Genomic DNA, 26,233 nt, shown 5'->3' on the forward strand with positions numbered 1-26,233 from the left:
GGCGGCGGGCGCCGCGGGCTCAGCGCTTCGGCGGCTTTGACGCAGGCTTTCCGCGAGGCGGCACGGGCGGCACCTTCACCGGCCGGCGATCCCGTGCCGGGGGCGGCGCGGGCGGCTTGCGCGGCAGGTCAGGCTGCCGCGGCGGCGACGGGGATCGCGAGCGTCGACCAGACATCGCGCAGCGCCTCGACCAGCCGCGCCATCTGCAGGTCGTCATGCAGCGGCGTCGGGGTGATGCGCAGCCGCTCCGCGCCGCGCGGCACGGTCGGATAGTTGATCGGCTGGACATAGATCCGGTGCCGGTCCAGCAGCAGGTCGCTGGCCGCCTTGCACAACCGGGCGTCGCCGACGAAGACCGGCACGATGTGGCTGGCCGACGGCATCACCGGCAGGCCGGCGGCGCGCAGTTGGCGTTTCAGCGTCGCCGCCCGCTCCTGGTGCCGCTCGCGCTCGGCGCCACTGGCCTTGAGATGGCGGATCGCGGCCAGCGCCCCGGCGGCGACCACCGGCGGCAGCGAGGTGGTGAAGATGAAGCCGGGTGCATGGCTGCGCAGCGCGTCGACCAGCATGGAAGATCCGGCGACATAGCCGCCCATCACGCCGAAGGCCTTGCCCAGCGTGCCCTCGATCACCGTCAGCCGGCGGGTCAGCCCATCGCGCTCGGCGATGCCGCCGCCGCGCGGGCCGTACATGCCGACGGCATGGACTTCGTCGAGATAGGTCATGGCGCCGTGCCGGTCGGCGACGTCGCAGATCTCGGCGATCGGCGAGATGTCGCCATCCATCGAATAGACGCTCTCGAACGCCACCAGCTTCGGCCGCGTCGCCGGATACTCCGACATCAGCCGGTCCAGGTCGGCCGGGTCGTTGTGGCGGAAGATCCGCTTCTCGCAGCCGGAATGGCGGATGCCGGCGATCATCGAGGCGTGGTTCAGCGCGTCGGAGAACACGACACAGCCGGGGATCAGCTTCGCCAGGGTCGACAGCGAGGCGTCGTTCGAGACGAAGCCGGAGGTGAAGAGCAGCGCCGCTTCCTTGCCGTGCAGGTCGGCCAGCTCAGCCTCCAGTGCCCGGTGGTAGATATGGGTGCCGGAGATGTTGCGGGTGCCGCCGGCGCCGGCGCCGCAGCGGTCCAGCGCCTCGTGCATCGCCGCCAGCACCGCCGGGTGCTGGCCCATGCCGAGATAGTCGTTCGAGCACCAGACGGTGACGTCCGGCGCGCCGTCGAGGCCGTGATGGGCGGCGCGCGGGAAGGCACCGGCATGGCGTTCGAGCTCGGCGAAGATCCGATAGCGGCCTTCGGCCTTCAGGGTCTCGATCGCCGTCCTGAAGATGTTCTCGTAGTCCATTCCACCGTCTCGCCGTGCCTCGGGCCGGGACCCGAGCGGAAAGTGTAGCGCATCTGTTGCCGCCGCGTGAAATGGCACCATAGTCGAACCATGCCGGCAAGCGAGGCTTGCGGCGGGTTCGGCGGCGATCCGCCGCATCGGCCGAGAAAATTTTCAGGATCCCTGTCGGGACGGTCCCGGACCGTCCGTCCTCTGAGCATCGCCAACGAAGGAGGCCGACTTGGCCCAGCTCACCCAGAAGATCTCGCCGTTCCTATGGTTCCTCGACGGCAAGGCCGAGGAAGCGGCCGAGTTCTATGTCTCGGTCTTCGACAATTCGCGGATCACCTCCGTGCTGCGCAACGGCGACACCATGTCGGGGCCGAACGGCACTCCCCTGACCGTCGGCTTCCAGCTCGAGGGCCAGGACTTCACCGCCATCAACGGCGGCGGAGACTTCAAGTTCTCCTGGGCGGTCTCCTTCATGGTGCTCTGCGAGACCCAGGAGGAGGTCGACCGCTACTGGGCCCGCCTGGTCGAGGGCGGCGGCAAGCACAACCAGTGCGGCTGGCTGCAGGACCGGTTCGGTCTGTCCTGGCAGATCACGCCGAAGATCCTGCTCGAGCGGACCCACGACGCCGATCCGGTGAAGGCGGCCCGGGCGTTCCAGGCGATGCTGCAGATGACCAAGATCGACATCGCCGCCATCGAGCGGGCCTATCGCGGTGAGGACTGACCGCAGCGTCCCGCCGCTACGGGCGTAGCCATTCCGCTCTGGGGCAACCCGACCTTCCCATGCGACGAAGAGTAAGCCCGGCGGGCTTTGCGCCCGCCGGCTTCGGCGTCATGATCCCCGGGCATGGGGATCGCAGGGACGGGTTGGGTTCGATGACGGTGCAGGATGCGGCGGCCAGGGTCGCGTTGACCCCGCGCGGCCGGAAGAAGCGCGAGGCGATCCTCGACGCCGGGGTCAAGGTGTTCATGGCCGAGGGCTACGCCGCCAGCATGGACCGGGTGGCGGCCGAGGCCGGCGTCGCCAAGCAGACCCTGTACAGCCATTTCGGCAGCAAGGAGGGCCTCTTCCACGCCCTCTTCGACCGGTACAAGCAGCAGTCGCTCGGCGGGCTCGACCCGGCCGGCGACCTGGCGGCCGAGCTCGCCACCTTCGGCGAGCACATGCTGCGCCGGATCTTCGATCCCGAGATCCTCGGCGTGCAGCGGCTGATGATCGCCCAGGCCGCCGCCTTCCCGGACCTGGCGCGGATCGTCTACGCGGCCGGCCCGGGCCGCGTCCGCGCCGGGCTGGTGGAGTTCCTGCGGGGCAAGATCGAGGCCGGGGTGCTGGTTCGTGCCGACCCGGTGATGGTGGCGGACGACCTGATCGCGCTGCTGCAGGGCGGCCGGCGGCAGCGCACGCTGTTCGGGGTCGAGCCGGCGCCCGAGCCGGCGGAGCTGCGCGGCATCGCCGAACGGGCCGTCGCGGTGTTTTTGCGGGCCTATACAACACGTTAAGGTCTTGTTTCGGACCCTTGTTTCGCCGCAATTCCCACTTACCTCCGAGGGCGAAGGGGCACCGACGGAGGAAGCAGATGGCGAAGTTCCGCTATTGGGGCGTGTCGGTTCTCCTCAGCCTGGGCCAGGCCGACCTCGCCATGGCGACGGAGAGGCCGCCCTATGGGGAGGCGCTTGCCGCCTATCTCGGTTCGGTCCGCGCGGCCAATGACGGCACCGCCCCGCTCTATCTCTATCGCCCCGACAGCTTCAGCAGGGTGACCTTCATCGGCCATGTCGCGCCGGATGCGGTGCCGTCCTGGCGCGGCGTCGCCATCGACGGCGTCTGGCAGCCGGCCGCGACGCCGGACGACCTCGCCCCGCTGCTGCTGCCCGACACCGGCTGGTCGGCGGCGGACGAGGCGACGCGCGAGGCGATCGCCGTGCGCTGGGTCGAGGAGATCGTGATGACCGGCGAGGTGCTGAGGAGCGGCGCCGACCTGGTGCCGCCCGCGCCGGAAGGGGCGATCGGCCCCGCCGCCGCCCGCACCCTGCCCGACGGCTCGATCGAGGTCAGCGGCTGGGTGTCGCATCTCAGCGTCGCCGGCGAGGTCGCCGACCCGTTCACCGTCCGGCTCGCGCCGGACGGGACGGTGCTATCGGCGTAGGTTGGGTTCGCGGCCGCGAACCCAACACCCAGGGCCGGGCCGTTGGGTTCGCAATGCGAACCCAACTGACTCCGTCATTCCTGTACCCCCAGCTCCTGCCCCACCAGCGTGACCCAGTAGGTGGAGCCCAGCGCCAGGATCTCGTCGTTGAAGTCGTAATGCGGCGTGTGGACGTAGTGGTAGCTGCCGTCCGGGTTCACGCCGTTGCCGATCATGATGAAGGCGCCGGGCCTCTGCTCCAGCATGAAGGAGAAGTCCTCCGCCCCGGTGATCAGCGGGATGCGGGTCGCGACCTTGTCCTCGCCGACGATCCGGGCGGCCACGCCGGCGGCGATGTCGGTCTGCTCCGGATGGTTGACCAGGGTCGGGTAGCGGCGGTTGTAGTCGACCGCGGCGGTGCAGCCATAGGTCGCCGCCAGCCCTTCGGCGGTCTCGCGCAGCCGGCGCTCGATGGTGTCGCGCACCTGGGGCGAATAGCTGCGCGCCGTGCCGCTGACCACCACCTCCGGCGGGATGATGTTGGGCGACCCGGCCGAGCCGCCGGAGACGTGGCCGACGCTGATCACCGCCGGCTCGACCGACGGGATGTTGCGGCCGACGATGGCCTGGACCGCCAGGATGAAATGCGCCAGCACCACGGTCGGGTCGGTCGCCAGATGCGGGGCGGACCCGCCATGGCCGCCGGTGCCGCCGAAGGTGACGGTCCAGGTGTCGGCTGCCGCCATCATCGGGCCGGGGCGGATGCCGAACTCGCCGACCGCCCGGCCGGGGTTGTTGTGCATGCCGTAGACGGCGTCGGCCGGGAACCGGTCGAACAGCCCTTCCTCGACCATCAGCCGGCCGCCGCCCTGGCCTTCCTCGGCCGGCTGGAAGATGAAGTGCACGGTGCCGGCGAAGTCGCGGTTCTCCGACAGGTAGCGGGCGGCGCCCAGCAGCATGGCGGTGTGGCCGTCATGGCCGCAGGCATGCATCTTCCCGGGCACGGTCGAGGCATAGGGCAGGCCGGTCTTCTCCTCGATGAACAGCGCATCCATGTCGGCGCGCAGCGCCACCGCACGGTTGTTGCTGGGCCGGGTGCCCTTCAGCGTGCCGACCACGCCGGTCTTGGCGATGCCCTCATGGGTCTCGATGCCCCAGCCGCGCAGCGTCTTCGCCACCAGCGCTGCGGTGCGCACCTCCTCGAACCCGGTCTCCGGATGGGCGTGGATGTCGCGGCGGATGGCGATCAGCTCGTCCTCATAGCCCTTGATCTCGGCCAGGATGTCCTTCGGCTCGGCGGTCACTTTCGTCCCTCTCGGTCGCGGCAGTTGGGGAAGAGGCCGAGCTTTGCAGGTTTTTCCTCCTGCGCCCAGGGGCGGCGGGCGGATTTCGCGCGGATCGGTTGCGTTCCGGCCCGCACCGCGCCAGGATCGCGCCCTTCGTCGGGGAGGAAAGCCGCGTGATCCTGGATTTCGGCTCGATCAACATGGATTTGGTGATGGCGGTCGCGGCGCTGCCGCGGCCGGGCGAGACCGTGCTGTGCGACGGCTACGTCACCAAGCCCGGCGGCAAGGGGTCGAACCAGGCGGTGGCGGCGGCGCGGGCCGGGGCGAAGGTGGCGATGGCCGGGGCGGTCGGCGACGACGGCTTCGGCCAGGTGATGCGCGCGACCCTGGCCAGTGAGGGTATCGACACCGCGCTGCTCGCCACCAGCGACCGGCCGACCGGCGTCGCCTATATCTGCGTCGACGCCAGGGCCGAGAATTTCATCGCCGTCGGCAGCGGCGCCAACCTCGCGGTCCGGGCCGACCAGGTGCCGGACGACCGGCTGACCCCGGACACGCTGCTGGTGCTGCAGATGGAGCTGCCGCCGGAGCAGAACTGGGCGCTGCTGCAGCGCGCCCGGGCCCGCGGCTGCCGCGCCATCCTCAACGTCGCCCCGGCCGCGCCGGTGCCCGAGGCGGCGCTGCGCGACCTCGACCTGCTGGTGGTGAACGAGCATGAGGCGCTGGCGATCGCCGGCGGGCTCGGCCTCGACGCCACGAGTCCCCGCGCCGCGGCGCAGGCGCTCAGCGGCCGGATGAGCCTCACCTGCGTCGTCACCCTCGGCGGCAAGGGCGCGATCGCGGTCGGGCCAGATCTTGGCGATTGGGGGGCCGGCTTCGCCGTGCCGGCGCTGCCGATCCAGCCGGTCGACACCACCGGCGCCGGCGACACCTTCACCGGCGTGCTGGCGGCGGGGCTCGATGCCGGCCTGCCGCTCGACCAGGCGCTGCGCCGGGCCTCGACCGGCGCAGCGCTGGCCTGCCTGGCCCTCGGCGCGCAGGAGAGCATGCCGACCGCCGCGGCGATCGACGCCGCCCTGCCGCGGCTGGGCCCGACCACGCCGATCGGCTGAGCGGGCCTACGTCTCTTCCGGCTCGGTGGTGAACAGCAGCGGATAGCCCTTGCGGCGGGCGGCCTCGGTCGCGCTCGTGGCCTTGGTCTCGGCCACCTCCCTGGGATAGACGGCGACGACGCAGACGCCGCGGCGATGCGCGGTCATCATCACCCGGTAGGCCTGCTCGTCGCTCATGCGGAACTCGGCCCGCAGCACGGTGACCACGAATTCGCGCGGCGTGTAGTCGTCGTTGACCAGGATCACCTTGTGCAGGCGCGGGCGTTCCGTCTTCGGCTTGACTTCGTTGCGGGGCTTGATCGTCGTGTCACTCATCGGCGGGCCGGTCCTGATGACGGCAGCGGAAGCGTGCGGCCGCAGCTTGTCACGGCCGGCGGCGCCCGTCCATGGCCCGGGGCAGCGGCCGGTTGCCGCGCGAATGACCCCTGCGCGGCTGCGCCGGGTTGCCCTGGCGGCGCGGACGGACCAGTATCGGAGTTTCGCCATCCCAGCCAGCGCAAGACGAGACCGACCGATGCCCGTCATCAATTCGATCGCCGCCCGCAAGGAGGAGATGACCGCCTGGCGGCGCGACCTCCACGCCCATCCCGAGCTTGGCTTCGAGGAGGTGCGGACCTCGGGCATCGTGGCGGAGAAGCTGGCCTCCTGGGGCATCGAGGTGCATCGCGGCCTGGCCAGGACCGGCGTGGTCGGCGTGCTGAAGGGGCGGACCGACAGCGGCCGCACCATCGGCCTGCGCGCCGACATGGACTGCCTGCCGATGGAGGAGCTCAACGACTTCGCCCACAAATCCACCAATCCCGGCAAGATGCATGCCTGCGGCCATGACGGCCACACCACCATGCTGCTCGGAGCGGCGCAGTACCTGGCGGAGACGCGGAACTTCGACGGCACCGTGCACTTCATCTTCCAGCCGGCCGAGGAGGGCGGCGGCGGCGGCGACGTGATGGTCAAGGAGGGGCTGTTCGACCGCTTCCCCTGCGACGAGGTCTACGGCCTGCACAACTGGCCGCTGCTGCCGGCCGGCATCGTCGGCGTGCGCCCCGGCCCGATGATGGCGGCGGCCGACATGTTCGACATCCGGATCCGCGGCGTCGGCGGCCATGCCGCCATTCCGCAGACCGCGAAGGACCCGGTGGTGATCGCGGCCCAGCTGGTCGGCGCGCTGCAGACGCTGGTCAGCCGCAACGCCAATCCGATGGATTCGGCGGTGCTGTCGATCACCCAGATCCACACCGGCACCACCCACAACGTGATCCCGGACGAGGCCTATCTGAACGGCACGGTGCGGACCTTCCGGCCCGAGGTGCAGGCGATGATCGTCGCCGGCATCCGGCGGATCGCCGCCGGCATCGCCGCCGCCTTCGACGTGTCGATCGACGTGAAATACGACTACGGCTACCCGGCGACGGTGAACCACGCCGAGCAGGCCGAGACCGCAGCGCGGGTGGCGGAGCAGGTGGTCGGCGAGGGCAACGTCCAGCGCGACGTCGAGCCGTCGCTGGGCGGCGAGGATTTCGCCTATCTGCTGAACGCCCGGCCGGGGGCCTATCTGTTCCTCGGCCAGGCCCGCGCCGAGCGGGACACGATGGTCCACAACCCGCACTACGACTTCAACGACGAGGTCCTGCCGCTCGGCGCCTCGCTGCTGGCGGGCTTGGTCGAGAGCCAGCTGAAGGCGGGCTAAGTAGGTTGGGTTCGCCATCGGGCGAACCCAATATCTCTCTATTTGCGACGATGCACCTGTTGGGTTCGCGGACGCGAACCCAACCTACTCCGCTCTACCGTACCTGGTCCGCCGGCACCGTGACGCCGTGCGCGGCCCAGGCTGCGGCGGCGCCACGGTGGAAGGGCAGGGCGCGGTTGGTCAGCGGGTCGAGCGCCGGCGAGGCCTCGAGGCCGGCCGCCTCGGCCAAGGGCGCGGCCTGACCGACCGCGATCTCGGTGGCGCGGCGGGCGACTTCCTCGGGCAGGGCGTCGGTCGCGACCAGCCAGGTCCACATGCCGGCGCTGGGCGGCAGCGGCTGCGGCGGCAGGGCGGCCGGAGCCGGCACCGCGGCGGGATCAGTCACAACGGCCGGGTCGGCCGGCGGGGCGGTGGACACAGGCGGCAGCGGCACCGCCGCGGCGGCCACGCCCGGGATCACGGAGGCCACCTTGGCGATCTCGGCCACGGTCAGGCCGAAGGTGACCGCAGGCTGTTCCGGCGGCAGGGCGAAGGGCTCGAGGCCGGTGACCGCGACGGCGTCGATCTTGGCGTCGGCGAACTGTTTCGCGACCTCCGTCAACGGCAGGCGCCGCAGCGTCGCCTTGATGTCCAGCGCCTTCAGCATCGGCTCGGTCAGCGCGTCGTCGGTGGCCAGGGCCACCCGCTTGCCGGCGAGGCCGGAGGCGCTGGTGATGCCGCTGCCCGCCGGCACCACGAAGCGCAGCACCGCGGCGGGCGCCACCGGCGCCAGGGCGCGCAGATGGTCGAACTTCATGCCCGGCGCCATCGGGCTGGTGCCGCCCCAGGCCGCGGCGGCGACGTCGAGCGACACCAGGCCTATCGCCACCCGGCCGCTCTGCAGCAGCGCGCTGTTCGGCAGGGGGCCGGCGGTGATCGCCTCCGACACCGGCTGGCCGGCCTCTGGCTTCAGCCGCTCGACGAAGGCGTTGCCCCAGCGGCCGAGCGGGGAGTTGACCGGGGCGGTGGCGACGATGATCTCGCGCGGTGGTGCCGCTTGGGCAGCGGTGTCCTGCGCCCGGGAACCGGGGGCGGCAAGGCCGAAGAGGAGGGCGGCGGCCAGGCCGGCGAAGAGAGGGGCGCGCGAGGACGGCATCATCGATCCGGAAGTGTGGAGCACCGCCCAGAGGCTAGCGATCCGCCGCGCTTTCCGCCAGAAGCCAGCTCCGGAACGCCGCGATGCGGGACTCGTTGCCGGGCGCGCTGCGCCAGCGGATCACCTGGCGGCGGCTGCGCAGCTCCAGCTCGGGCCCGAAGGGGCGGACCAGCCGTCCCTCGGCCAGCGCCGCCTGGATCAGTTGCTCTCGGCCGAGCGCCACCCCGACGCCGTCCAGCGCCGCGGCCAGCACCAGGGTGAAGTGGCTCAGGCGGATGCCGCTGCGCCGCGGCCGGCCCGTCACGCCCAGCCGCTCCAGCCACGCCTCCCAGCTCAGCGCCGAACGCGGCGACGGCGCCTCGTCGCATTCCTCGTGCAGCAGGGTCACCTGGGCCAGGTCGGCCGGGCTCCGCAGCAGCGGCAGCAGCGTCGGGCTGCAGACCGGGTAGATCCGCTCCTCGAACAGCACCGCCTCGCCGTCCGGCTGCAGCGGCGGCCGGCCCGATTCCCGGCCCGCCTCCCGGCTCAGCACGGCGAGGTCCAGCTCGTCCTCCTCCAGGTCCGGGTTGCGCATCGCCATCGACAGCCGCACTTCGATCTCAGGATGCGCGGCGGCGAAGCGGCCGAGGCGCGGCACCAGCCAGCCGGTGGCGAAGGCGCCGCCGGCGCCGACGCGCAACACGCCGCCGCGGCCGCAGCGCTTGGTGTAGGCCACGGCCGCCCCCAGCCGCTCCAGCGCCGCCCGCACCTCCGGCGCCAGCTGCGCCCCCGCCTCGGTCAGGGCGATGCCGGGGTTCAGCCGCTTGAACAGTCGCACGCACATGTCGGATTCGAGCGAGCGGATCTGGTGGCTGACCGCGCTCTGGGTCACCGAAAGCTCGGCCGCCGCCTTGGTGAAGCTCAGGTGCCGGGCCACGCTGTCGAAGGTGCGCAGCGCCGCCAACGGCAGGTAAGGGATCGCGTCACCCATTAGTCATACTCATGCCGAGACGAGAAGCCATCATTCGCCATGGCCCGCGAGGCTGCATAGGATCTGATCGACCGGGGTCATGATGATTCTGTCTCATGGATCCGCGATCCCGGCAAGCCTCGGAGCATGGCCATGACCTTCGCCCTGACCCGGAATTCCCGCCGACCCTTCCGCCGCTTCCTGCTGCGCCGGCTGCTGGCGTGGCGCCCCGCGATCCGCTCGATCGAGGCGCTGCCGGACTCGCTGCGCCGGGATGTCGGCTTGGCAGAAAGGGGCTTGGCCGACCGAAGCTGACAGGGTTCGCGTCCCGTTCCGATTGGATTTCCGCCCGCCGGTCCCCATCATTATCGGTGATGGAATCGAAGTCATGACGGGCCCCGAGGACAAGCTGCCCGCCGGCCAGAACCGGTCGGAGGTGGATGCCTTCCTGCGTCGGGTGGCGGCAACACCGGTGCCGCGACAGGACGGACGGCGCGGGCGGCTGATCTTTGCGCTCGACGCGACGCAGAGCCGCGAGGACACCTGGGACCGCGCCTGCCGCCTGCAGGGCGAGATGTTCGCCGAGACCGCGGCGCTGGGCGGGCTCGACCTGCAGCTGGTCTTCTACCGCGGCTTCGGCGAGTGCAAGTCCACCGCCTGGGTCTCCGACGGCGTCGAGCTGGCCCGGCTGATGAGCAAGGTGCGCTGCCGCGCCGGCGAGACCCAGATCGGCCGGGTGCTGTCCCATGCCGAGGCGGAGGCCGGGCGCGGCAAGGTCGACGCCCTGGTCTTCGTCGGCGACGCCTTCGAGGAATCGCTCGACCGGGTCTGCGCCCAGGCCGGCCGCTTGGCCCTGCGCGGCGTGCCGGTGTTCCTGTTCCACGAAGGTCCCGACCCGCTCGCCGCCCGCGCCTTCCGCGAGATCGCGCGGCTGACCCGTGGCGCCTATTGCCCGTTCGACTCCTCGAGCCCGGGCCAGCTGCGCGACCTGCTGGCGGCGGTCGCGGTCTATGCCGCCGGCGGCCGCCCGGCGCTGGAGGATCTCGGCCGTCGCCGCGGCGCCGCGGTCACCGCGCTGATCGGGCGGATGGGAGGTTAGGCGACCACCGTGCTCCAGCTTCTCATCCTGGTCCTGGCGCTCGGCCTCGGGCTGCCGCTGCTCGCCCGCTGGTTCGCCAGCACCGAGCCGAAGACGGTGATTCGCGGCGCGCGCTGGGGCGGCATCCTGCTCCTCGCCGGGCTCGGGCTGTTCCTGCTGCTGACCGGGCGGCTGTCCGGCCTTCTCGCCGTGCTCGGCGCCTTTCTGCTGTGGCTGATGCGCCTGTCGCCGCTGTTGATCCAGGCGGCGCCCTGGATCCTGCGCTGGCGCCGCGCGCGCCAGACCGCGGCCGGGCCGACGCCCGGCGGCGCCTCGCGGCTGAAGACGCGCAGCCTCGACATGCAGCTCGACCACGGCAGCGGCGCGATGGACGGCTACGTCGTACGCCCGGGGCCGATGGAGGGGCGCAGCCTGGCCTCGCTGCCGCTGCCGGCGCTGCTGCGCCTGCTGACCGAATGCCGTGCCGACGACCCGGATTCGGCCCGGGTGCTGGAAACCTATCTCGACCGCCGCTTCGGCCCGGACTGGGCCAGGCAGGACGGCGCCGGCCCGCGCCGGGCGGAGATGTCGGAGGCCGAGGCATACGCCCTGCTCGGCCTCGCCGCCGGCGCCTCGCCCGCGGCGGTGAAGGCGGCGCATCGGCGGATGATGAAGCGGCACCATCCGGACCGCGGCGGCTCGGCCGACATGGCGGCCAGGCTCAACGCCGCCCGCGATCGCCTGCTGGGAACCTGAGGCCTATTCTCCCGGCGCGACCCGGGGAGAGCCTTCCGCCGGCGCCACCGGGGCGACGGCGTGGCCCGAGACCTCGGCGCCGGCATCGGGGGCGAGGCGCAGGAACATCAGCACCGAGCACAGCGACAGCAGCCCGACCACGAAGAAGGCCCAGGAGAAGTCGGCGGCCTGAAGCTCGGCGCCGCTGCGCAGCAGCAGCGCCAGGTTCAAGAGCACCGCGCCGGTGGCGACGCCGAGACTGGCGGACAGCTGCTGCGCCGTGCTCGAGAAGCTCGAGGCGCGGCTCATCTTCTGCGGCGGGATGTCGGCAAAGGCCAGCGTGTTCAGGCTGGTGAACTGCAGCGACCGGAAATAGCCGCCGGCCAGCAGCAGCATCAGGATCAAGAGATGCGGCGTGTCCGCCCGGAACAGCGAGTAGCTCATCAGAAAGACCGAGCTGATCGCCGCGTTCCACACCAGCACCCGGCGGAAGCCGAAGCCGCGGATGATGTGGACCGCCGTCATCTTCATGCACAGGGCGCCGGCGGCGCTGACGAAGGTCAAGAGGCCGGATTCGAACGGAGTCATGCCGAAGCCGAGCTGCAGCATCAGCGGCAGCAGGAACGGGATGGCGCCGATGCCGATGCGGAAGATGGTGCCGCCGACCAGCGAGATGCGGAAGGTGCGGACATGCAGCAGCTTCAGGTCGAGGATCGGCGACGGCACCCGGTGGGCGTGGCGGACATAGAGCCAGATCAGCAGCGCGCCGAAGGCCAGCAGGCCGAAGGTCACCGGCAGCGGCAGGATCGACCGCCCGAGCGTTTCGAAGCCGAACACCAGGCAGGCCAGCGCCGTGCCGGTCATCAGCAGGCCCCAGCCGTCGAAGGGCGGCCTCTCCTCCTCGCGGATATCGTCGATGAACAGGGTGACCAGGATCACGCCGATGATCCCGATCGGCACGTTGATGAAGAAGATCAGCCGCCAGGAGCTGTAGGTGGCGATGAAGCCGCCCAGCGGCGGGCCCAGCACCGGGCCCAGCAGGGCCGGGGTGGTGAAGTACGCCATCGCCCGCACCAGCTCGGATTTCGAGACGCTGCGCAGCAGCACCAGCCGTCCGACCGGCACCATCATCGCCCCGCCGATGCCCTGGACCACGCGGGCGCCGACCAGCTCGGCGGTCGAGTTCGACAGGCCGCACAGCACCGAGCCGATGGTGAAGACGATGATCGCGGCCCGGAACACGGTCTTGGCGCCGAACCGGTCGGCGATCCAGCCGCTGGCCGGGATGAAGACGGCGAGGCTGAGCAGGTAGGAGGTGATGGCGAGGCTGAGATGCAGCGGGTCGGTGCCGAAGGAATGGGCGATGTTCGGCAGCGCCGTCGCGATCACCGTCGAATCGAGATTCTCCATGAACAGCGCGCAGGCGATGATCATCGGGATCAGCACTTGGCGCGGAAGGCGGGTCGTCATGTCTCAAGGCCGCGGCGGCGCGGCCCCCTCGGGCGTGCGGGATTCCGACTCAACTCGTCTGATGAGATGAAATCCTGCGCGCCAAAGTCACAATGGAGGCATGCAAGTTTCGGGCGTCAGGCCCCCATGCCATATCCCGTGAGTCGACTCGGGCCACAACTCCGCTGGCGCGCGCTCCAAACCAACCCTTCAGTTGTCATCCTCGGGTTTGACCCGAGGATCCAGGGGCCACCCAGAGCGGCATCGACAGTCTCTGGATTGCCGGGTCAAGCCCGGCAATGACAGTTTAAGATTGGAGCCGTTCTTCTTACCCCTCACCACCATAACGACGGCGCAGATGCGCCTTGAACACGGCGGCATCGAGCGGGCGGCCGGTGGCCCGGGTCAGGAGCTCGTCGGTGTCCCAGCGCGAGCCCTGGCCGTGGATGTTGGCGCGCAGCCAGCTGACCAGGGGCGCGAAGTCGCCGCGGCCGATCGCGGGCAGGATGTCCGGCTCGGCCCGGTTGGCGGCGTCGAAGATCTGCGCCGCGGTCATCGCGCCCAGCGTGTAGGTCGGGAAATAGCCCCAGCCGCCGCTCGGCCAGTGGATGTCCTGCAGGCAGCCCAGCCGGTCGTTCGGCGGCACCACGCCCAACAGCGCCTTCATGCCGTCGTTCCAGGCGGCCGGCAGGTCGGCCAGCGGCAGGTCGCCGGCGATCATCGCCTTCTCCAGCCGATAGCGCAGGATCACATGGGCGGGGTAGGTCACCTCGTCGGCATCGACCCGGATGAAGCCGCGCTCGACCCGGGTGTAGTGCCGCCACAGCGCCTCCGCCTCCCAAGCGGGGCCGCTGCCGCCGAAGGCGTCGCGCATCCGCGGCGCGGCGAAGGTGATGAACTCGCGGCTGCGGCAGGCCTGCATCTCCATCAGCAGCGACTGGCTCTCATGCAGGCTCATGCCGCGGGCCTGGCCGACCGGCTGGTTCATCCAGGCCTGCGGCCGCCCCTGCTCGTAGAGCGCGTGGCCGGTCTCGTGCAGCACGCCCATCAGCGCGCGGGTGAAGTCGGCCTCGTCGTAGCGGGTGGTGATGCGAACATCGTTGTCGGCGCCGCCGCAGAACGGGTGGGTGGAGACGTCCAGCCGCCCACGATCGAAGTCGTAGCCCAGCACCCCCATCATGGCGACGCCCAGCGCCCGCTGCGCCTCGACCGGGAACAGGCCCTCCGGCCGCGGCGTCGCCGGCCGGCGCGCCTGGATTGCCAGCACCTCCTCGGTGAAGCCGGGCAGGAACTCGGCGAGGTCGTCGAACAGCGCGTCGATCCGCTCCGACCGTCCGCCGGGCTCGTAGTCGTTCAGCAGGGCGTCATAGGCCGGAAGGCCCAGCGCCTCGCCCTTGGCGCGGCCGATCTCGCGCTGCAGCCGCAGCACCTCCTGCAGCTTCGGCAGCAGCGACGCGAAGTCGGAATCGGCGCGGGCCTGGCGCCAAGCCATCTCGCAGGCCGAGATGGCCTTGCTCGACGCCTCGACCAGCTCGGCCGGCACCACGGTCTGCACCGTCCACAGCCGCCGGATCTCGCGCAGATTGGCGCGCTCCCACTCGCCCAGCGCATTGTCGGCCTCGGCCTCGGGCAGCCAGTCGGACAGGCGCGGATCGGTGATCATGCCGTGGCGCAGGACCTGCAGCAGCGCCAGGCTCTCAGCCCGGGTCTCGGCGGCGCCCTTCGGCATCATCGTGGCGTTGTCCCAATCGAGGATCCCGATGGCGTTGGACAGCGCGGCGATGCGGCCGAAATGCGCGGCGATCTCGGAATAGGCGGTCATGCGTCGGGTCCTTTCCGGGCGGCGCGGCCGCGCCGCAGATGGTGCAGCAGGTAGATCGCGATCAGGATGGCGGCGAAGCCGAACCAGGTGATCGCATATTGCAGGTGGTCGTTCGGCAGGTCGACCTGGGTCTGGCCACCTAGGGGGTAGCGCGCAGGGGCCGGGCCGGCCGCCTGCTCGACCACCGCCGGCGCCGCCCGGTCCTGCCCCGCCGCGACGGCCATGGCCGGCAGGTCGACCCAGAACCATTCGTTGGTGCCCGGGCTGTTGTCGGGCTGCATCCAGCCCTGCGGCAAGGGACGGCGGGCCACGCCCTCGACCGTCACCGTGTCTTCCGGCGGCGGGTCGTAGGCGACGGGCTTGCCGTCGGTCCCCAGCGGCACCCAGCCGCGGTTGACCATCACGGCAGGGCCGCCGTCGTCGCGGATCAGCGGCACGACCACCTGGATGCCGGCGGCGCCGTCATGCACGCGGGCCAGCAGCCGGAAGGCATGGACGGCGTCGAAGCGGCCGGTGACGGTGACGTGGCGGTAGTCGAAATCTGGACCGATCCCGGCCGGCAGCGGCACCGGCGGGGCGGCCAGGCCGCGCTCGATCCGGTCGATCAGGTCGGTCTTCCAAGCCAGCCGCTCGAGCTGCCAGACGCCGAGCCCGATCATCAGGGCGAGGGCGGGGATCAGGAAGACGGTCGGCCAGAACTCCGGCCGGAAGCGGCCAGTGGTCATGATCTCACTGGCCGGTGCGGCGGTGCCGGTACTGCAACGCCACGACATAGGCCTTGGCCGGGCGGATCAGGATGCCGGTGAGGAGAACCAGCAGGACGGCGCCGATCGCGATCGGCGCCCAGTCGGGCAGGTCGAAGGCGAAGCCGAGCCAGAGCGTCAGCGGCACCACGGTGAAGCCGAGGATGAAGATCAGGAAGACGGCCGGGCCGTCGCCCGAGTCGACTTCGGAGAGGTCGAGGTCGCAGACCGGGCAGCGTTCCGCGACCGTCAGGAAGCCCTTGAACAGGGCGCCCCGGCCGCAGCGCGGGCATTTGCAGCCCAGCGCCGCGGCCAGGGGAGAGACAGGGGGCACCGAGGCTCAGTGGGCCGCGACGGCGCCGCCATGGCCGCCCCACCAGTAGATGGCGACGAACAGGAACAGCCAGACCGCGTCGACGAAGTGCCAGTACCAGGCCGCGGCCTCGAAGCCGAAATGGCTGTCCTTGGTGAAGTCGCCGCGTGCCGTCCGGAACCAGCACACCGCCAGGAAGATGGTGCCGACCAGCACGTGGAAGCCGTGGAAGCCGGTGGCCATGTAGAAGGTCGAGGCGAAGACGCCGTCGGTGAAGCCGAACTCGGAGTGGGCGTATTCCCAGACCTGGATGCAGGTGAAGATGGCGCCGAGCAGCACGGTGATCCCGAGCGCCTTCGACGCCTCCTTCATGTTGCCTTCGACGATCTCGTGATGCGCCCAGGTCACGGTGCAGCCCGACAGCAGCAGCACCAGGGTCATCAGCAGCGGGAAGTGGAAGGCGTCGACCGGGGTGACGCCCTTGGGCGGCCAGACGCCGCCGGTCGCCGCGACCCGGGCGTATTGCGAAGCCTCGTTGACGAACAGGCTGGAGTCGAAATAGGCCCAGAAGAAGGCGACGAAGAACATCACTTCCGAGGCGATGAACAGCATCATGCCGTAGCGCAGGCCCAGCTTCACCACCGGGGTGTGCAGCCTGCGGAAGGTGGCTTCCTTGATCACGTCGCGCCACCAGCCGAACATCACCGCCAGAACGCCGAGGAAACCGGCGATCAGCAGGAGCGACCCCTCGTCATGCATGAACAGGACGCCGCCGATCGCCATGCAGCCGGCCGCGAGCGAGCCGAGCAGCGGCCACGGGCTGGGATCGACCAGATGATAGGGATGCGGAACCGCGTTCAGTTCGTAGCTCGTCTCGTGCCTGTCGGCGTGGACGTCGGTGCTGCTCATCCTCGTGCCCCTCTCGGTCTCTCGTCCGATATCCGCTTCGGTGTTCCGCCCTATCGCTGCCGGCAGGCCGTCAGCCGTTCTTCTCGGCCGCACGATAATAGGCGGCCACCGCATTCTCCAGCGCCTTCGACCGCTGGCCGTAGAAGGTGTAGGACAGGGTGATGGTGCGCACGTCGCTCAGATTCGGCTGCGCGTCCATCGCCGCGTCGACATAGAAGTAGACCGGGAACTCCACCGTCTCGCCCGGCTGGATGATCTGCTCGGTAAAGCAGAAGCACTGCACCTTCGAGAAGTAGAGCCCGACCTTGTCCGGCGTCACGTTGTAGACCGCCTGGCCGGCGGTCGGCTCCTTGGCCGTGCTGGTCGCCTGGAAGTAGATCAGCGCCGGCTCGCCCAGCCGGACCTCGACCTCGCTCTGCTCGGCCTTGAAGGTCCAGGGCAGGCCGGCATCGGTGTTGGCGACGAAGCGGACCCGTACCTTGCGGTCCAGCACCGTGTCGGACACCGACTCGGCGACCTGGGTGGTGCCGCCATAGCCGGTGACCTGGCAGAACAGCCGGTACAGCGGCGCCGAGGCGAAGGCCAGCACGCCCATCGAGAAGGCGACGCCGCACAGCGAAGTCAGGATCAGGCGGTTGCGGCGCCGGACCGTGGGGTCGAGCTCGGCCATCTAGCCCCCCTTCATCTTGACGATGGTGATCACGAAGATCAGCACGACCCACGCCAGCAGGCCGAGGGCCAGGGCCTTGTTGCGGCCACGCAGCCGGCGCCGGGCGTCGGGCGCTTCCGTCGGTCGGGCGGTCGAAGGGCGGGCCATCTCAGAAATGCACCGCGGTGTGGTCGACGATCAGCAGGCCGAAGATCGCGAACAGGTAGAAGATGGAATAGCCGAACATCTGCTTGGCGGCGCGGTGGTTCGTGGCCGCACCGTCCTCGCGCAGCACCCGCACGGCGCAGAGGATGAACAGCGCGCCGAGCAGCGCGGCGCCGATGCCGTAGGTCAGCCCGGCGGTGCCCACCAGCCAGGGGCCGAGGCCGAGCGGGAACAGGGCCAGGGTGTAGGCCAGCATCTGGCGCTTGGTCTCGCGCGCGCCGGACACCACCGGCAGCATCGGCACCCCGGCCTTGGCGTATTCCTCGCTGCGGAACAGCGCCAGCGCCCAGAAATGCGGCGGGGTCCACATGAAGATCAGGGCGAACAGCAGCATCGACGGCACGCTGACATCGCCGGTCACGGCGGCCCAGCCGATCATCGGCGGGAAGGAGCCGGCGGCGCCGCCGATCACGATGTTCTGCGGCGTCCGCCGCTTCAGCCAGATGGTGTAGACGAAGACGTAGAAGGCCGAGGCCGAGGCCAGGACCAGGGCGGCGACCCAGTTGACCGCCAGCCCCATCACCAGCACGGAGGCGACCGACAGGAACACGCCGAAGGCCAGCGCCTCGGACGGCGCGATGCGGCCGCGCACGATCGGCCGGCCGCAGGTCCGGCTCATCACCGCGTCGATGTCGCGGTCGTACCACATGTTGATGGCCCCAGCCGCGCCGGCGCCGACGGCGATGCACAGCACGGCGGTCGCGGCCAGCACCGGATGCAGATGGCCCGGCGCCGCGATCAGCCCGGCGATGCCGGTGAAGACGACAAGCGTCATCACCCGCGGCTTCAGAAGCGCGAGATAGTCCTGCCAGGTGGCGCCGCCTTCGGCCTCGGCCGCGGCGGTTCGGGCTGTCCGGTCCAGGGTCACGTCAACCATCATAAACCTCAAGCGGACCGGGCCGCACGGGTGATCCGCGCGGCCCGGCCCGGTCTCCTCTTTTTTCTCAGCCTCGGGTCACTTGACCCGGGGCAGCTGCTCGAACTGGTGGAAGGGCGGCGGCGACGGCAGCGTCCACTCCAGCGTGGTGGCGCCTTCGCCCCAGTAGTTGCTCTCCACCCGGCGGCCGTACCGGATCGTGTAGAAGGCGATGCCGACGAACAGGAAGGCGGCCGCGACCGAGATATAGGCGCCGAAGGACGAGACCATGTTCCAGCCGTGGAACGCATCCGGATAGTCCGGCTGGCGCCGCGGCATCCCGGCCAGGCCCAGGAAATGCTGGGGGAAGAAGGTCAGGTTGACGCCGATGAAGGTCATCCAGAAGTGGATCTTGCCCCAGGTCTCCGGGTACTGCCGGCCGGACATCTTGCCGATCCAGTAGTAGAAGCCGCCGAAGATCGAGAACACCGCGCCCAGCGACAGCACGTAGTGGAAGTGCGCGATGACGTAGTAGGTGTCGTGCAGGGCGGTGTCGATGCCGGCATTGGCCAGCACCACGCCGGTGACGCCGCCGATGGTGAACAGGAAGATGAAGCCGACGGCCCACAGCATCGGCGTCTTGAACTCGATCGACCCGCCCCACATCGTCGCGATCCAGGAGAAGATCTTGATGCCGGTCGGCACCGCGATGATCAGGGTGGCGGCGGTGAAATAGGCGCGGGTGTCGACGTCGATGCCGGTGGTGAACATGTGGTGCGCCCACACGACGAAGCCGACGACGCCGATCGCGACCATGGCATAGGCCATGCCGAGATAGCCGAACACCGGCTTCTTCGAGAAGGTCGACACGATGTGGCTGATCATGCCGAAGCCCGGCAGGATCATGATGTAGACCTCGGGGTGCCCGAAGAACCAGAACAGGTGCTGGAACAGCAGCGGGTCGCCGCCGCCCTCGGGCTTGAAGAAGCTGGTGCCGAAGTTGCGGTCGGTGATCAGCATGGTGATGGCGCCGCCCAGCACCGGCACGGCCAGGAGCAGCAGGAACGCGGTCACCAGCATCGACCAGACGAACAGCGGCATCTTGTGCAGCGTCATGCCCGGCGCGCGCATGTTGAAGATCGTGGTGATGAAGTTCACCGCGCCGAGGATCGAGGACGCGCCGGCCAGGTGCAGGGCGAAGATCGCCATGTCGACCGAAGGCCCGGGCTGGCCGGCCTCGGACAGCGGCGGGTAGATGGTCCAGCCGGTGCCGGCGCCCTGGCCGACGAAGGCGGAACCGATCAAGAGCGCGAAGGCCGGGACCAGCAGCCAGAACGAGATGTTGTTCAGCCGCGGGAAGGCCATGTCCGGGGCGCCGATCATGATCGGCACGAACCAGTTGCCGAAGCCCCCGATCATCGCCGGCATGACCGTGAAGAAGATCATGATCAGGCCATGGGCGGTGACGATGACGTTCCATTCCTGCCCGCCGGACAGGAACTGCATCCCCGGATTCTGCAGCTCGAGCCGCATGATCAGCGAGAACACGCCGCCGATCAGGCCGGCGCAGATCGCGAAGATCAGGTACAGCGTGCCGATGTCTTTGTGGTTGGTCGAGAACAGCCAGCGCTTGAAGAAGCCCGGCTTGTGATCGTGGTGGTGGTCGTCGTGACCATGTGCGTGCGCGTCGGCGTGAGCCATCGTGTCAACCTCTTCCCCGTCCGGGGTTGCCTGTCGGGGCCGCCGGCCCCGAGTGGGATCACTCCCCGCTGGGGATTATTGCCCGGCCTGGGCCAGCTTGGTGCGCGCCTGCGCCTCGTCCCAGGTCATGGTCAGAAGCTTCGGCTTCTCGGCCGGGTTGGGCCCGACCTTCTCGACGACCCACTTGTCGAAATCCGCGCGGCTGACCGCGTGCACCTCGATCGGCATGTAGGCGTGGTCGGTGCCGCAGAGCTGCGAGCACTGGCCGTAATAGACGCCCGGCTTGTCGATCCGGACCCAGGTCTCGTTGGTCCGGCCCGGGATCGCGTCCTTCTTCAGGCCGAAGGCGGGCACCGCCCAGGAATGGATGACGTCGCCGGCGGTGGTCAGGATCTGGATGTCGGTGTCGACCGGCAACACCACCGGGTTGTCGACCGACAGCATCCGCACCTGGTCCGGCTTCAGGTCCTCGTCCTTCACCAGGTAGCTGGTGTACTCGGCGACCTTCTGGTCCGGATACTCGTAGCCCCAGTACCACTGGTAGCCGTGGGCGATCAGGGTCATCTCGGGGTTCGGCGTCCGGTCGCCGTAGTAGAGCAGGCGGAAGGACGGCACCACGATGACCAGCAGGATCAGGACCGGCGCGACCGTCCAGACCACCTCGATGATCGTGTTGTGCGCGGTCTTCGACGGCACCGGGTTGCGATCGGCGCTGAACCGCCACATCACATAGACCAAGAGCCCCAGCACGAACACCGTGAGCGCGACGATGATGATCAGGAGCAGGTTGTGGAAGCTCTCCATCTGCTCCTTGATCGGCGAGGCCGCTTCCTGGAACCCGAGCTGCCAGTTGTGCGGCGGGCCGTCGGCGAAGGCCGTGCCCGTGCCGAGGGGAAGCAGGACCGATGCGCCTGCCAAGAGTTCACGCAGTCTGCCCGATCGCATGCAGTGCCGCTCTTTCGTTATCGTTGTCGTTCCCACCCATGGCCCGTGCCGGCCTTCGCCGGCACCGGACTCCATCCGGCCTTATACCGACGGAACCGCGAGGGTTGAAGCCCCCACGACATCGGGCGCCGCACGAAGCCGGGCCAATCCTGGCAAGGGCGAAAATACAGGGGGTTCCGGGGGGCAACAACAGGCCGTACTGCCGCGCCCATCACGCAAATGGTCGCATCCCCTTGGCAGCCCGATTCGGCCGGTGCCGCCGATCGGGGCTGGCCCCGGCCGGCGGGTGGCACTATCTCTGGAGTCCAGACTCCGCTGACCGGACTCCCGCCATGAGCGTCCTCGACCAGACCGACGACCTGTTCTTCACCCAGGCCGGGCTCGACCGGGCCCGGCTCGAGCGGCTGGTCGGCGAGGCCCTCCAGGGCGCCGATGACGGCGAGCTGTTCCTGGAATACGTCCAGTCCGAGGGGCTGAGCTGGGACGACGGCAAGCTGAAGAGCGCCAGCTTCGACACGTCGCAGGGCTTCGGCCTGCGCGCGGTGGCGGGCGAGACCACCGGCTACAGCCACGCCTCGACCCTGAGCGAGGACGCGGTCAAACGGGCGGTGGACACCGTGCGCGCGGTCCGCGCCGGCCATGGCGGCAGCCTGGCCGAGCCACCGCAGGGCACCAACCGGCAGCTCTACACCGATGCCAACCCGCTCTCGGCCGTGCCGTTCGAGGCCAAGGTCAAGGTCCTGGCCGAGATCGACGCCTATGCCCGGGCGAAGGACCCGCGGGTGCGCCAGGTCAGCGCCTCGATCAGCGGCAACTGGCAGGCGGTGCGGATCATCCGCGCCGATGGCCGCGACGCCGCCGACATCCGGCCGCTGGTAAGGGTCAACGTCTCGGTCGTGGTCGGCGACGGCGACCGGATGGAGAGCGGCAGCCACGGCGCGGGCGGCCGCACCGGCTATGATTGCCATCTCGAATCCGGGCAGTGGCAGGCGGCGGTCGACGAGGCGCTGCGCCAGGCCCTGGTGCGGCTGGACGCGGTCGAGGCGCCGGCCGGCGAGATGACCGTGGTGCTCGGCCCCGGTTGGCCCGGCATCCTGCTGCACGAGGCGATCGGCCACGGGCTGGAGGGTGATTTCAACCGCAAGAAGACCTCCGCCTTCTCCGGCCTGATGGGTCAGCGCGTGGCGGCGCCCGGCGTCACCGTGATCGACGACGGTACCCTGCCGGACCGGCGCGGCAGCCTGACGGTGGACGACGAGGGCACGCCGACCGGCAGCACCACGCTGATCGAGGACGGCATCCTGGTCGGCTACATGCAGGACCGCATGAACGCCCGGCTGATGGGCATGGCGCCGACCGGCAACGGCAGGCGGCAGAGCTACGCCCACCATCCGATGCCACGGATGACCAACACCATCATGCTCGGCGGCAAGACGCCGGCGGCGGAGATCCTCGCCTCGGTCAAGCGCGGCCTCTACGCCGTCAACTTCGCCGGTGGCCAGGTCGACATCACCAACGGCAAGTTCGTGTTCTCCGCCTCCGAGGCCTATCTGATCGAGGACGGCCGGATCGGCCCGGCGGTGAAGGGCGCGACCCTGATCGGCAACGGGCCGGACGCGCTGACCAAGGTGGCGATGGTCGGCGACGACATGGCGCTCGACCCCGGCATCGGCACCTGCGGCAAGGAAGGCCAGGGCGTGCCGGTCGGCGTCGGCCAGCCGACCCTCAGGATCGACGGGCTGACGGTCGGCGGCACCCGCGCGTGATCGCCGTGATCTTCGAGGTCGAGCCGGCGGAGGGCCGGTTCGACGATTATCTCGACCACGCCGCCCGGCTGCGGCCGGTGCTGGAGCAGATGCCCGGTTTCATCTCGGTCGAGCGCTTCCGCAGCCTGACCAACCCGGACAAGCTGCTGTCGCTGTCCTTCTGGGAGGACGAGGCGGCGGTGGCGCGCTGGCGCAATCGGGTCGAGCACCGCGCCGCCCAGGCCGCCGGCCGGGCCGGCATCTTCCGCGGCTACCGCCTGCGCATCGCCGCGGTGCTGCGCGACTACGACATGATCGAGCGGCGCGAGCAGGCGCCGGCGGATTCGCCGTTCTGACGCCTCACCCCAGCCCGGGGACCTGCGGATAGGCGGGGTCGTCCCAATCCGGGTGCTCGTCCCATTGCGGGGCGCCGTCGGCGAGCGCGTAGTAGTCGCCTTTGCCGGCGGTGTAGAGATGGCCGCCAGTGCCGAGGCCGGTGGCGCCGTCCAGAGTGCCGGCGGCGATGCTGACGGTGCGGCCCTGCGCCCGCTTCCAGAACAGGCTGGCGCCGCATTCGCCGCAGAAGCCCCGCTCCGCCTCGGGCGAGGAGCGGTACCAGCGCAGGGTGCGGTCGCTCTCCAGCACCAGGTCGCCGGCGGCGCAGGCGGTGAAGGCGGCGAAATGGCCGGAGGTGCGGCGGCACTGGCCGCAATGGCAGGTCACGACCTGCCGCAGCGGCCCCGTCACCCGATAGCGCACCCCGCCGCACAGGCAGCCGCCGGTCCGGTCCGTCATCGCTTGCCTCCTCCGATCGCAAGGCCTCCAGGATGCGGCGGGCGGGGCGGAGTGACTGTGCCGGACCCGTCCGGCGATGTCGCAGGCGCGCCACCGCCATGTCGCGTCCGGCCTTGCCAAGTCTCCGCCCGCTTCCGATATTCGACGCAGCCGTCCGGATCCCCCGGGCGGCGGACGTTCTCAGGGCGGGGTGAAAGTCCCCACCGGCGGTGATGGCGTGGTCCCGAAGGGGCCGTGCACGAGCCCGCGAGCGCCTGCCGGGCCAACCGGCAGGGTCAGCAGATTCGGTGCGATTCCGAAGCCGACGGTCACAGTCCGGATGAAAGAGAACGGGGACGGCAGGCCGGCACGAATCCCGGCGGTCGGTCCCGTATGCCCTGATTCTGGTCCGTTGCATGAGGATGACCATGAATCAGCCCCTGTCTTCTTCTCCCCGCACCGACGCGCCCCGCATCGCCTTCATCCAAGCGTGCTGGCATCGCGACATCGTCGACCAGTGCAAGACCGCCTTCCTGGCCGGGATCGCCCAGGCTGGCGCCTCCGCCCCGGAGGTCGACCTGTTCGAGGTGCCGGGCGTGTTCGAGATCCCGCTGCACGCCCAGCTTCTGGCCAAGAGCGGCCGCTACGACGCCATCGTCGCCACCGGCTTCATCGTCGACGGCGGCATCTACCGGCACGAATTCGTGTCGACCGCGGTGATCGACGCGCTGATGCGGGTGCAGCTCGACACCGAGGTGCCGGTGCTGTCCGCGGTGCTGACGCCGCAGCGCTTCCACGAGCACGAGGCCCACGCCGCCTTCTTCCGCGAGCACTTCCTGGTCAAGGGCAAGGAGGCGGCGGAGGCCGCGCTCAAGACCATCGCCGCGGTGGCGAAGCTGCGCGGCCAGGGCCTGCGCGCGGCGGCCTGAGCAGCACGAACCGTGTAGGTTGGGTTCGCGAAGCGAACCCAACCTACACGAGCCTTTCATCGGGCCACCCGGCCGAAGCCGATGCGGGCGATGCCGTATCGGCGCTCGTCCAGCAAAGCGAGGCCGGGCACCGCCGGCTCGTCGGCCGCGGTCTCGGCCACCACCAGGCAGCCGGGGTTCAGCCAGCCGGCGGCGGACAGCGCCTTGATCGCCGGGCCGACCAGACCCTGGCGGTAGGGCGGGTCGAGGAACAAGAGCGTTGCCTGCGCCCGTGCCGGCGGCGGCTTCAGCGCGTCGGCGCGCAGCAGATGGGCGCGCGCCGTCTCGCCCAGCGTCTCGGCATTCTTCCGGGCGAAGCCCAGCGCCGCGGCCGAGCTGTCGAACAGCCAGGCCTCGGCGGCGCCGCGCGACAGCGCCTCGAAGGCCAGCGCCCCGGTGCCGGCGAAGGCGTCCAGCACGACGGCGTCCGTCACGGCGTCGCCGTCGTCCGGGCCGTAGCCGGCATGGGCCAGGATGTTGAACACCGCCTCGCGCACCCGGTCGCTCGTCGGCCGGGTGGCGCGGTCCGGCGGGGCGGCGAGGGCGCGGCCCCTATGCCGGCCGGCGACGAGGCGCAGCGGCATGGCGGGAGGCGGGCGCGGACTTCGGACCGCTCGGCTTGGTCGGCGCCGGCTTGGCGGCCGTCGGTCTGGCCGCCGGCTTGCGCGTCGGCCGCTCCTCCTCATGGGTCTGCAGCCAGCGGCCGAGCTGGTCGCGCAGCACCGAGGCCTTGACCTCCTCGGCCTCGCCCTTCTCCAGGATGCCGAGCTGGAACGGGCCGTAGGCGACGCGGATCAGCCGGTTCACGTTCAGGCCGATCGCCTCCATCACCTTGCGCACCTCGCGGTTCTTGCCTTCGCGCAGGGTCACGGTCAGCCAGGCATTGGCGCCCTGCACCTTGTCCAGCGCCGCCTCGATCGGGCCGTAATGGACGCCGGAGACGGTGATGCCCTTGGCCAGGCCGGCCAGCTTCGCCGGATCCGGGGTGCCATGCACCCGCACGCGGTAGCGCCGCGGCCAGCCGGTCGACGGCAGCTCCAGCCGGCGCGACAGCTCGCCGTCATTGGTGAGGAGAAGCAGCCCCTCGCTGTTCAGGTCCAGCCGGCCGATCGAGACCACGCGCGGCAGCTCTTCGGGCAGGTTGTCGAACACGGTCTGGCGGCCCTGCGGATCCGACCGGGTGGTGACCAGCCCGGCCGGCTTGTGATAGCGCCACAGCCGGGTGCGCTCGGGCTCCGGCACCGGCACGCCGTCGACGCTCAGCACGGCACCGGGCGGCACCACCACGGCCGGGGTGTCCAGCACCTTGCCGTCCAGCGCCACGCGGCCTTCGGCGATCCAGCGCTCGGCCTCGCGGCGCGAGCACATCCCGGCCCGGGCCAGCACCTTGGCGACGCGCTCGCCGTCCTTCTCGCCGCCATCCTTGAAGGTGGTTTTCGGTTTCGCGGCCGGGGTCGCGGCGCCTGTCGCGGCCGGATCGCCCGCCGTCTTCCCGACGGTGGTCTTGTGATCGGTCTTGCTCATCGCCCTTGTCTAGCGCGAAGCGCCCGGCCAGGGTTAGCGCGAAACGATGGGATCGATCTTGAGCGGCGCGACCAGAGCACGACCCGCAATCTTTTTGAGTCCCCCCTCCCCTTGCGGGAGGGGGGTAGGGGGAGGGGGTTGCCTGCCCCAGGCTCTGTCCTC

29 protein-coding genes and 1 riboswitch are annotated in these 26,233 nt (G+C 70.4%); of the genes, 11 read left to right on the forward strand and 18 right to left on the reverse strand.

What is annotated here, in order from left to right; translation table 11 throughout:
* Positions 1 to 128: 128 nt before the first annotated feature.
* Entirely contained in the window at positions 129 to 1,349 is a 1,221-nt protein-coding gene (gene hemA, locus ACFW16_RS14400; RefSeq protein WP_380306024.1) for a 5-aminolevulinate synthase, read from the reverse strand.
* Between the two features lie 220 nt (positions 1,350 to 1,569).
* On the opposite strand from hemA, the gene ACFW16_RS14405 reads away from it, so the two are divergent.
* The 3 genes from ACFW16_RS14405 to ACFW16_RS14415 all read left to right on the forward strand — a co-directional run bounded on the left by ACFW16_RS14405 (position 1,570) and on the right by ACFW16_RS14415 (position 3,487).
* Positions 1,570 to 2,064, forward strand: a complete 495-nt coding sequence (locus tag ACFW16_RS14405; protein WP_380306026.1) for a VOC family protein — start codon at positions 1,570 to 1,572, stop codon at positions 2,062 to 2,064.
* Positions 2,065 to 2,216: 152 nt separating this feature from the next.
* Positions 2,217 to 2,840 carry a TetR/AcrR family transcriptional regulator gene (locus tag ACFW16_RS14410; RefSeq protein ID WP_380306028.1) on the forward strand — a complete coding sequence of 208 codons (624 nt, stop codon included), beginning with the start codon at positions 2,217 to 2,219 and terminating at the stop codon, positions 2,838 to 2,840.
* Between the two features lie 77 nt (positions 2,841 to 2,917).
* Positions 2,918 to 3,487: a hypothetical protein gene (locus ACFW16_RS14415; RefSeq protein ID WP_380306030.1), complete on the forward strand. Its 570-nt coding sequence runs from the start codon at positions 2,918 to 2,920 to the stop codon at positions 3,485 to 3,487.
* A 74-nt stretch (positions 3,488 to 3,561) separates the two neighbouring features.
* On the opposite strand, the gene ACFW16_RS14420 is transcribed toward ACFW16_RS14415, so the two are convergent.
* Positions 3,562 to 4,770 carry a M20 aminoacylase family protein gene (locus ACFW16_RS14420; protein ID WP_380306032.1) on the reverse strand — a complete coding sequence of 403 codons (1,209 nt, stop codon included), beginning with the start codon at positions 4,768 to 4,770 and terminating at the stop codon, positions 3,562 to 3,564.
* A 155-nt stretch (positions 4,771 to 4,925) separates the two neighbouring features.
* Between ACFW16_RS14420 and ACFW16_RS14425 the strand changes: the two genes are divergently transcribed.
* A complete protein-coding gene (locus tag ACFW16_RS14425; protein ID WP_380306034.1) occupies positions 4,926 to 5,864 on the forward strand; it encodes a ribokinase in 939 nt (312 codons plus the stop codon).
* A gap of 6 nt (positions 5,865 to 5,870) precedes the next feature.
* On the opposite strand, the gene clpS is transcribed toward ACFW16_RS14425, so the two are convergent.
* On the reverse strand, positions 5,871 to 6,179 hold the full coding sequence (gene clpS, locus ACFW16_RS14430; protein WP_380306036.1) for an ATP-dependent Clp protease adapter ClpS: 309 nt from the start codon (positions 6,177 to 6,179) through the stop codon (positions 5,871 to 5,873).
* A 199-nt stretch (positions 6,180 to 6,378) separates the two neighbouring features.
* Here clpS and ACFW16_RS14435 point away from each other — a divergent pair, with 199 nt between their 5' ends.
* Positions 6,379 to 7,551, forward strand: a complete 1,173-nt coding sequence (locus tag ACFW16_RS14435; RefSeq protein WP_380306038.1) for a M20 aminoacylase family protein — start codon at positions 6,379 to 6,381, stop codon at positions 7,549 to 7,551.
* Positions 7,552 to 7,645: 94 nt separating this feature from the next.
* Here ACFW16_RS14435 and ACFW16_RS14440 read toward each other — a convergent pair whose 3' ends face one another.
* A complete protein-coding gene (locus tag ACFW16_RS14440) occupies positions 7,646 to 8,686 on the reverse strand; it encodes a TAXI family TRAP transporter solute-binding subunit (RefSeq protein ID WP_380306040.1) in 1,041 nt (346 codons plus the stop codon).
* Positions 8,687 to 8,720: 34 nt separating this feature from the next.
* Positions 8,721 to 9,656 (reverse strand): LysR substrate-binding domain-containing protein, encoded by a 936-nt coding sequence (locus ACFW16_RS14445; RefSeq protein WP_380306042.1) that lies wholly within the window; start codon positions 9,654 to 9,656, stop codon positions 8,721 to 8,723.
* 132 nt (positions 9,657 to 9,788) lie between these two features.
* On the opposite strand from ACFW16_RS14445, the gene ACFW16_RS14450 reads away from it, so the two are divergent.
* The 3 genes from ACFW16_RS14450 to ACFW16_RS14460 all read left to right on the forward strand — a co-directional run bounded on the left by ACFW16_RS14450 (position 9,789) and on the right by ACFW16_RS14460 (position 11,469).
* Positions 9,789 to 9,950 carry a hypothetical protein gene (locus ACFW16_RS14450; protein ID WP_380306044.1) on the forward strand — a complete coding sequence of 54 codons (162 nt, stop codon included), beginning with the start codon at positions 9,789 to 9,791 and terminating at the stop codon, positions 9,948 to 9,950.
* Between the two features lie 73 nt (positions 9,951 to 10,023).
* The gene (locus ACFW16_RS14455; protein WP_380306046.1) at positions 10,024 to 10,734 is read left to right on the forward strand and encodes a VWA domain-containing protein; all 711 of its coding nucleotides are present in this window, start codon (positions 10,024 to 10,026) and stop codon (positions 10,732 to 10,734) included.
* Positions 10,735 to 10,743: 9 nt separating this feature from the next.
* Positions 10,744 to 11,469: a hypothetical protein gene (locus ACFW16_RS14460; RefSeq protein WP_380306048.1), complete on the forward strand. Its 726-nt coding sequence runs from the start codon at positions 10,744 to 10,746 to the stop codon at positions 11,467 to 11,469.
* A 3-nt stretch (positions 11,470 to 11,472) separates the two neighbouring features.
* Here ACFW16_RS14460 and ACFW16_RS14465 read toward each other — a convergent pair whose 3' ends face one another.
* The 10 genes from ACFW16_RS14465 to coxB form a co-directional block, all read right to left on the reverse strand.
* Positions 11,473 to 12,918, reverse strand: coding sequence for a DHA2 family efflux MFS transporter permease subunit (locus tag ACFW16_RS14465; RefSeq protein ID WP_380306050.1), 1,446 nt, complete (start codon positions 12,916 to 12,918; stop codon positions 11,473 to 11,475).
* Between the two features lie 307 nt (positions 12,919 to 13,225).
* A complete protein-coding gene (locus ACFW16_RS14470) occupies positions 13,226 to 14,719 on the reverse strand; it encodes a carboxypeptidase M32 (protein ID WP_380306052.1) in 1,494 nt (497 codons plus the stop codon).
* Entirely contained in the window at positions 14,716 to 15,444 is a 729-nt protein-coding gene (locus tag ACFW16_RS14475; RefSeq protein ID WP_380306054.1) for an SURF1 family protein, read from the reverse strand. The genes ACFW16_RS14470 and ACFW16_RS14475 overlap by 4 nt, the downstream gene beginning before the upstream one ends.
* A gap of 4 nt (positions 15,445 to 15,448) precedes the next feature.
* Complete coding sequence (locus ACFW16_RS14480) at positions 15,449 to 15,796, reverse strand: DUF983 domain-containing protein (RefSeq protein WP_380306056.1); 348 nt, start codon at positions 15,794 to 15,796, stop codon at positions 15,449 to 15,451.
* A 6-nt stretch (positions 15,797 to 15,802) separates the two neighbouring features.
* Positions 15,803 to 16,684: a cytochrome c oxidase subunit 3 gene (locus tag ACFW16_RS14485; protein WP_380306058.1), complete on the reverse strand. Its 882-nt coding sequence runs from the start codon at positions 16,682 to 16,684 to the stop codon at positions 15,803 to 15,805.
* 70 nt (positions 16,685 to 16,754) lie between these two features.
* The gene (locus tag ACFW16_RS14490; protein ID WP_380306060.1) at positions 16,755 to 17,354 is read right to left on the reverse strand and encodes a cytochrome c oxidase assembly protein; all 600 of its coding nucleotides are present in this window, start codon (positions 17,352 to 17,354) and stop codon (positions 16,755 to 16,757) included.
* Positions 17,355 to 17,501, reverse strand: coding sequence for a hypothetical protein (locus tag ACFW16_RS14495; protein WP_380306062.1), 147 nt, complete (start codon positions 17,499 to 17,501; stop codon positions 17,355 to 17,357).
* A gap of 1 nt (position 17,502) precedes the next feature.
* Positions 17,503 to 18,435: a heme o synthase gene (locus tag ACFW16_RS14500; protein WP_380306064.1), complete on the reverse strand. Its 933-nt coding sequence runs from the start codon at positions 18,433 to 18,435 to the stop codon at positions 17,503 to 17,505.
* Positions 18,436 to 18,513: 78 nt separating this feature from the next.
* Positions 18,514 to 20,115, reverse strand: coding sequence for a cytochrome c oxidase subunit I (gene ctaD / locus ACFW16_RS14505; RefSeq protein WP_380306066.1), 1,602 nt, complete (start codon positions 20,113 to 20,115; stop codon positions 18,514 to 18,516).
* A gap of 75 nt (positions 20,116 to 20,190) precedes the next feature.
* Positions 20,191 to 21,060 carry a cytochrome c oxidase subunit II gene (gene coxB / locus ACFW16_RS14510; RefSeq protein WP_380306067.1) on the reverse strand — a complete coding sequence of 290 codons (870 nt, stop codon included), beginning with the start codon at positions 21,058 to 21,060 and terminating at the stop codon, positions 20,191 to 20,193.
* 332 nt (positions 21,061 to 21,392) lie between these two features.
* Between coxB and tldD the strand changes: the two genes are divergently transcribed.
* Positions 21,393 to 22,826 carry a metalloprotease TldD gene (tldD, locus tag ACFW16_RS14515; protein WP_380306068.1) on the forward strand — a complete coding sequence of 478 codons (1,434 nt, stop codon included), beginning with the start codon at positions 21,393 to 21,395 and terminating at the stop codon, positions 22,824 to 22,826.
* The gene (locus ACFW16_RS14520; protein ID WP_380306070.1) at positions 22,823 to 23,161 is read left to right on the forward strand and encodes an antibiotic biosynthesis monooxygenase family protein; all 339 of its coding nucleotides are present in this window, start codon (positions 22,823 to 22,825) and stop codon (positions 23,159 to 23,161) included. The genes tldD and ACFW16_RS14520 overlap by 4 nt, the downstream gene beginning before the upstream one ends.
* A 4-nt stretch (positions 23,162 to 23,165) precedes the next feature.
* Here the strand turns inward: ACFW16_RS14520 and ACFW16_RS14525 are convergent, their stop codons facing one another.
* On the reverse strand, positions 23,166 to 23,600 hold the full coding sequence (locus ACFW16_RS14525; RefSeq protein WP_380306072.1) for a GFA family protein: 435 nt from the start codon (positions 23,598 to 23,600) through the stop codon (positions 23,166 to 23,168).
* Positions 23,601 to 23,772: 172 nt separating this feature from the next.
* Positions 23,773 to 23,935, forward strand: a riboswitch (FMN riboswitch).
* A 72-nt stretch (positions 23,936 to 24,007) separates the two neighbouring features.
* Between ACFW16_RS14525 and ACFW16_RS14530 the strand changes: the two genes are divergently transcribed.
* On the forward strand, positions 24,008 to 24,508 hold the full coding sequence (locus ACFW16_RS14530) for a 6,7-dimethyl-8-ribityllumazine synthase (protein WP_380306074.1): 501 nt from the start codon (positions 24,008 to 24,010) through the stop codon (positions 24,506 to 24,508).
* 56 nt (positions 24,509 to 24,564) lie between these two features.
* Here ACFW16_RS14530 and rsmD read toward each other — a convergent pair whose 3' ends face one another.
* Both rsmD and ACFW16_RS14540 read right to left on the reverse strand, forming a co-directional pair.
* Complete coding sequence (gene rsmD, locus ACFW16_RS14535; protein WP_380306076.1) at positions 24,565 to 25,131, reverse strand: 16S rRNA (guanine(966)-N(2))-methyltransferase RsmD; 567 nt, start codon at positions 25,129 to 25,131, stop codon at positions 24,565 to 24,567.
* On the reverse strand, positions 25,100 to 26,071 hold the full coding sequence (locus ACFW16_RS14540; protein WP_380306078.1) for a pseudouridine synthase: 972 nt from the start codon (positions 26,069 to 26,071) through the stop codon (positions 25,100 to 25,102). The genes rsmD and ACFW16_RS14540 overlap by 32 nt, the downstream gene beginning before the upstream one ends.
* Positions 26,072 to 26,233: the final 162 nt, after the last annotated feature.

This window comes from Inquilinus sp. NPDC058860 (genome assembly GCF_042743185.1).
GTDB lineage: Bacteria > Pseudomonadota > Alphaproteobacteria > DSM-16000 > Inquilinaceae > Inquilinus.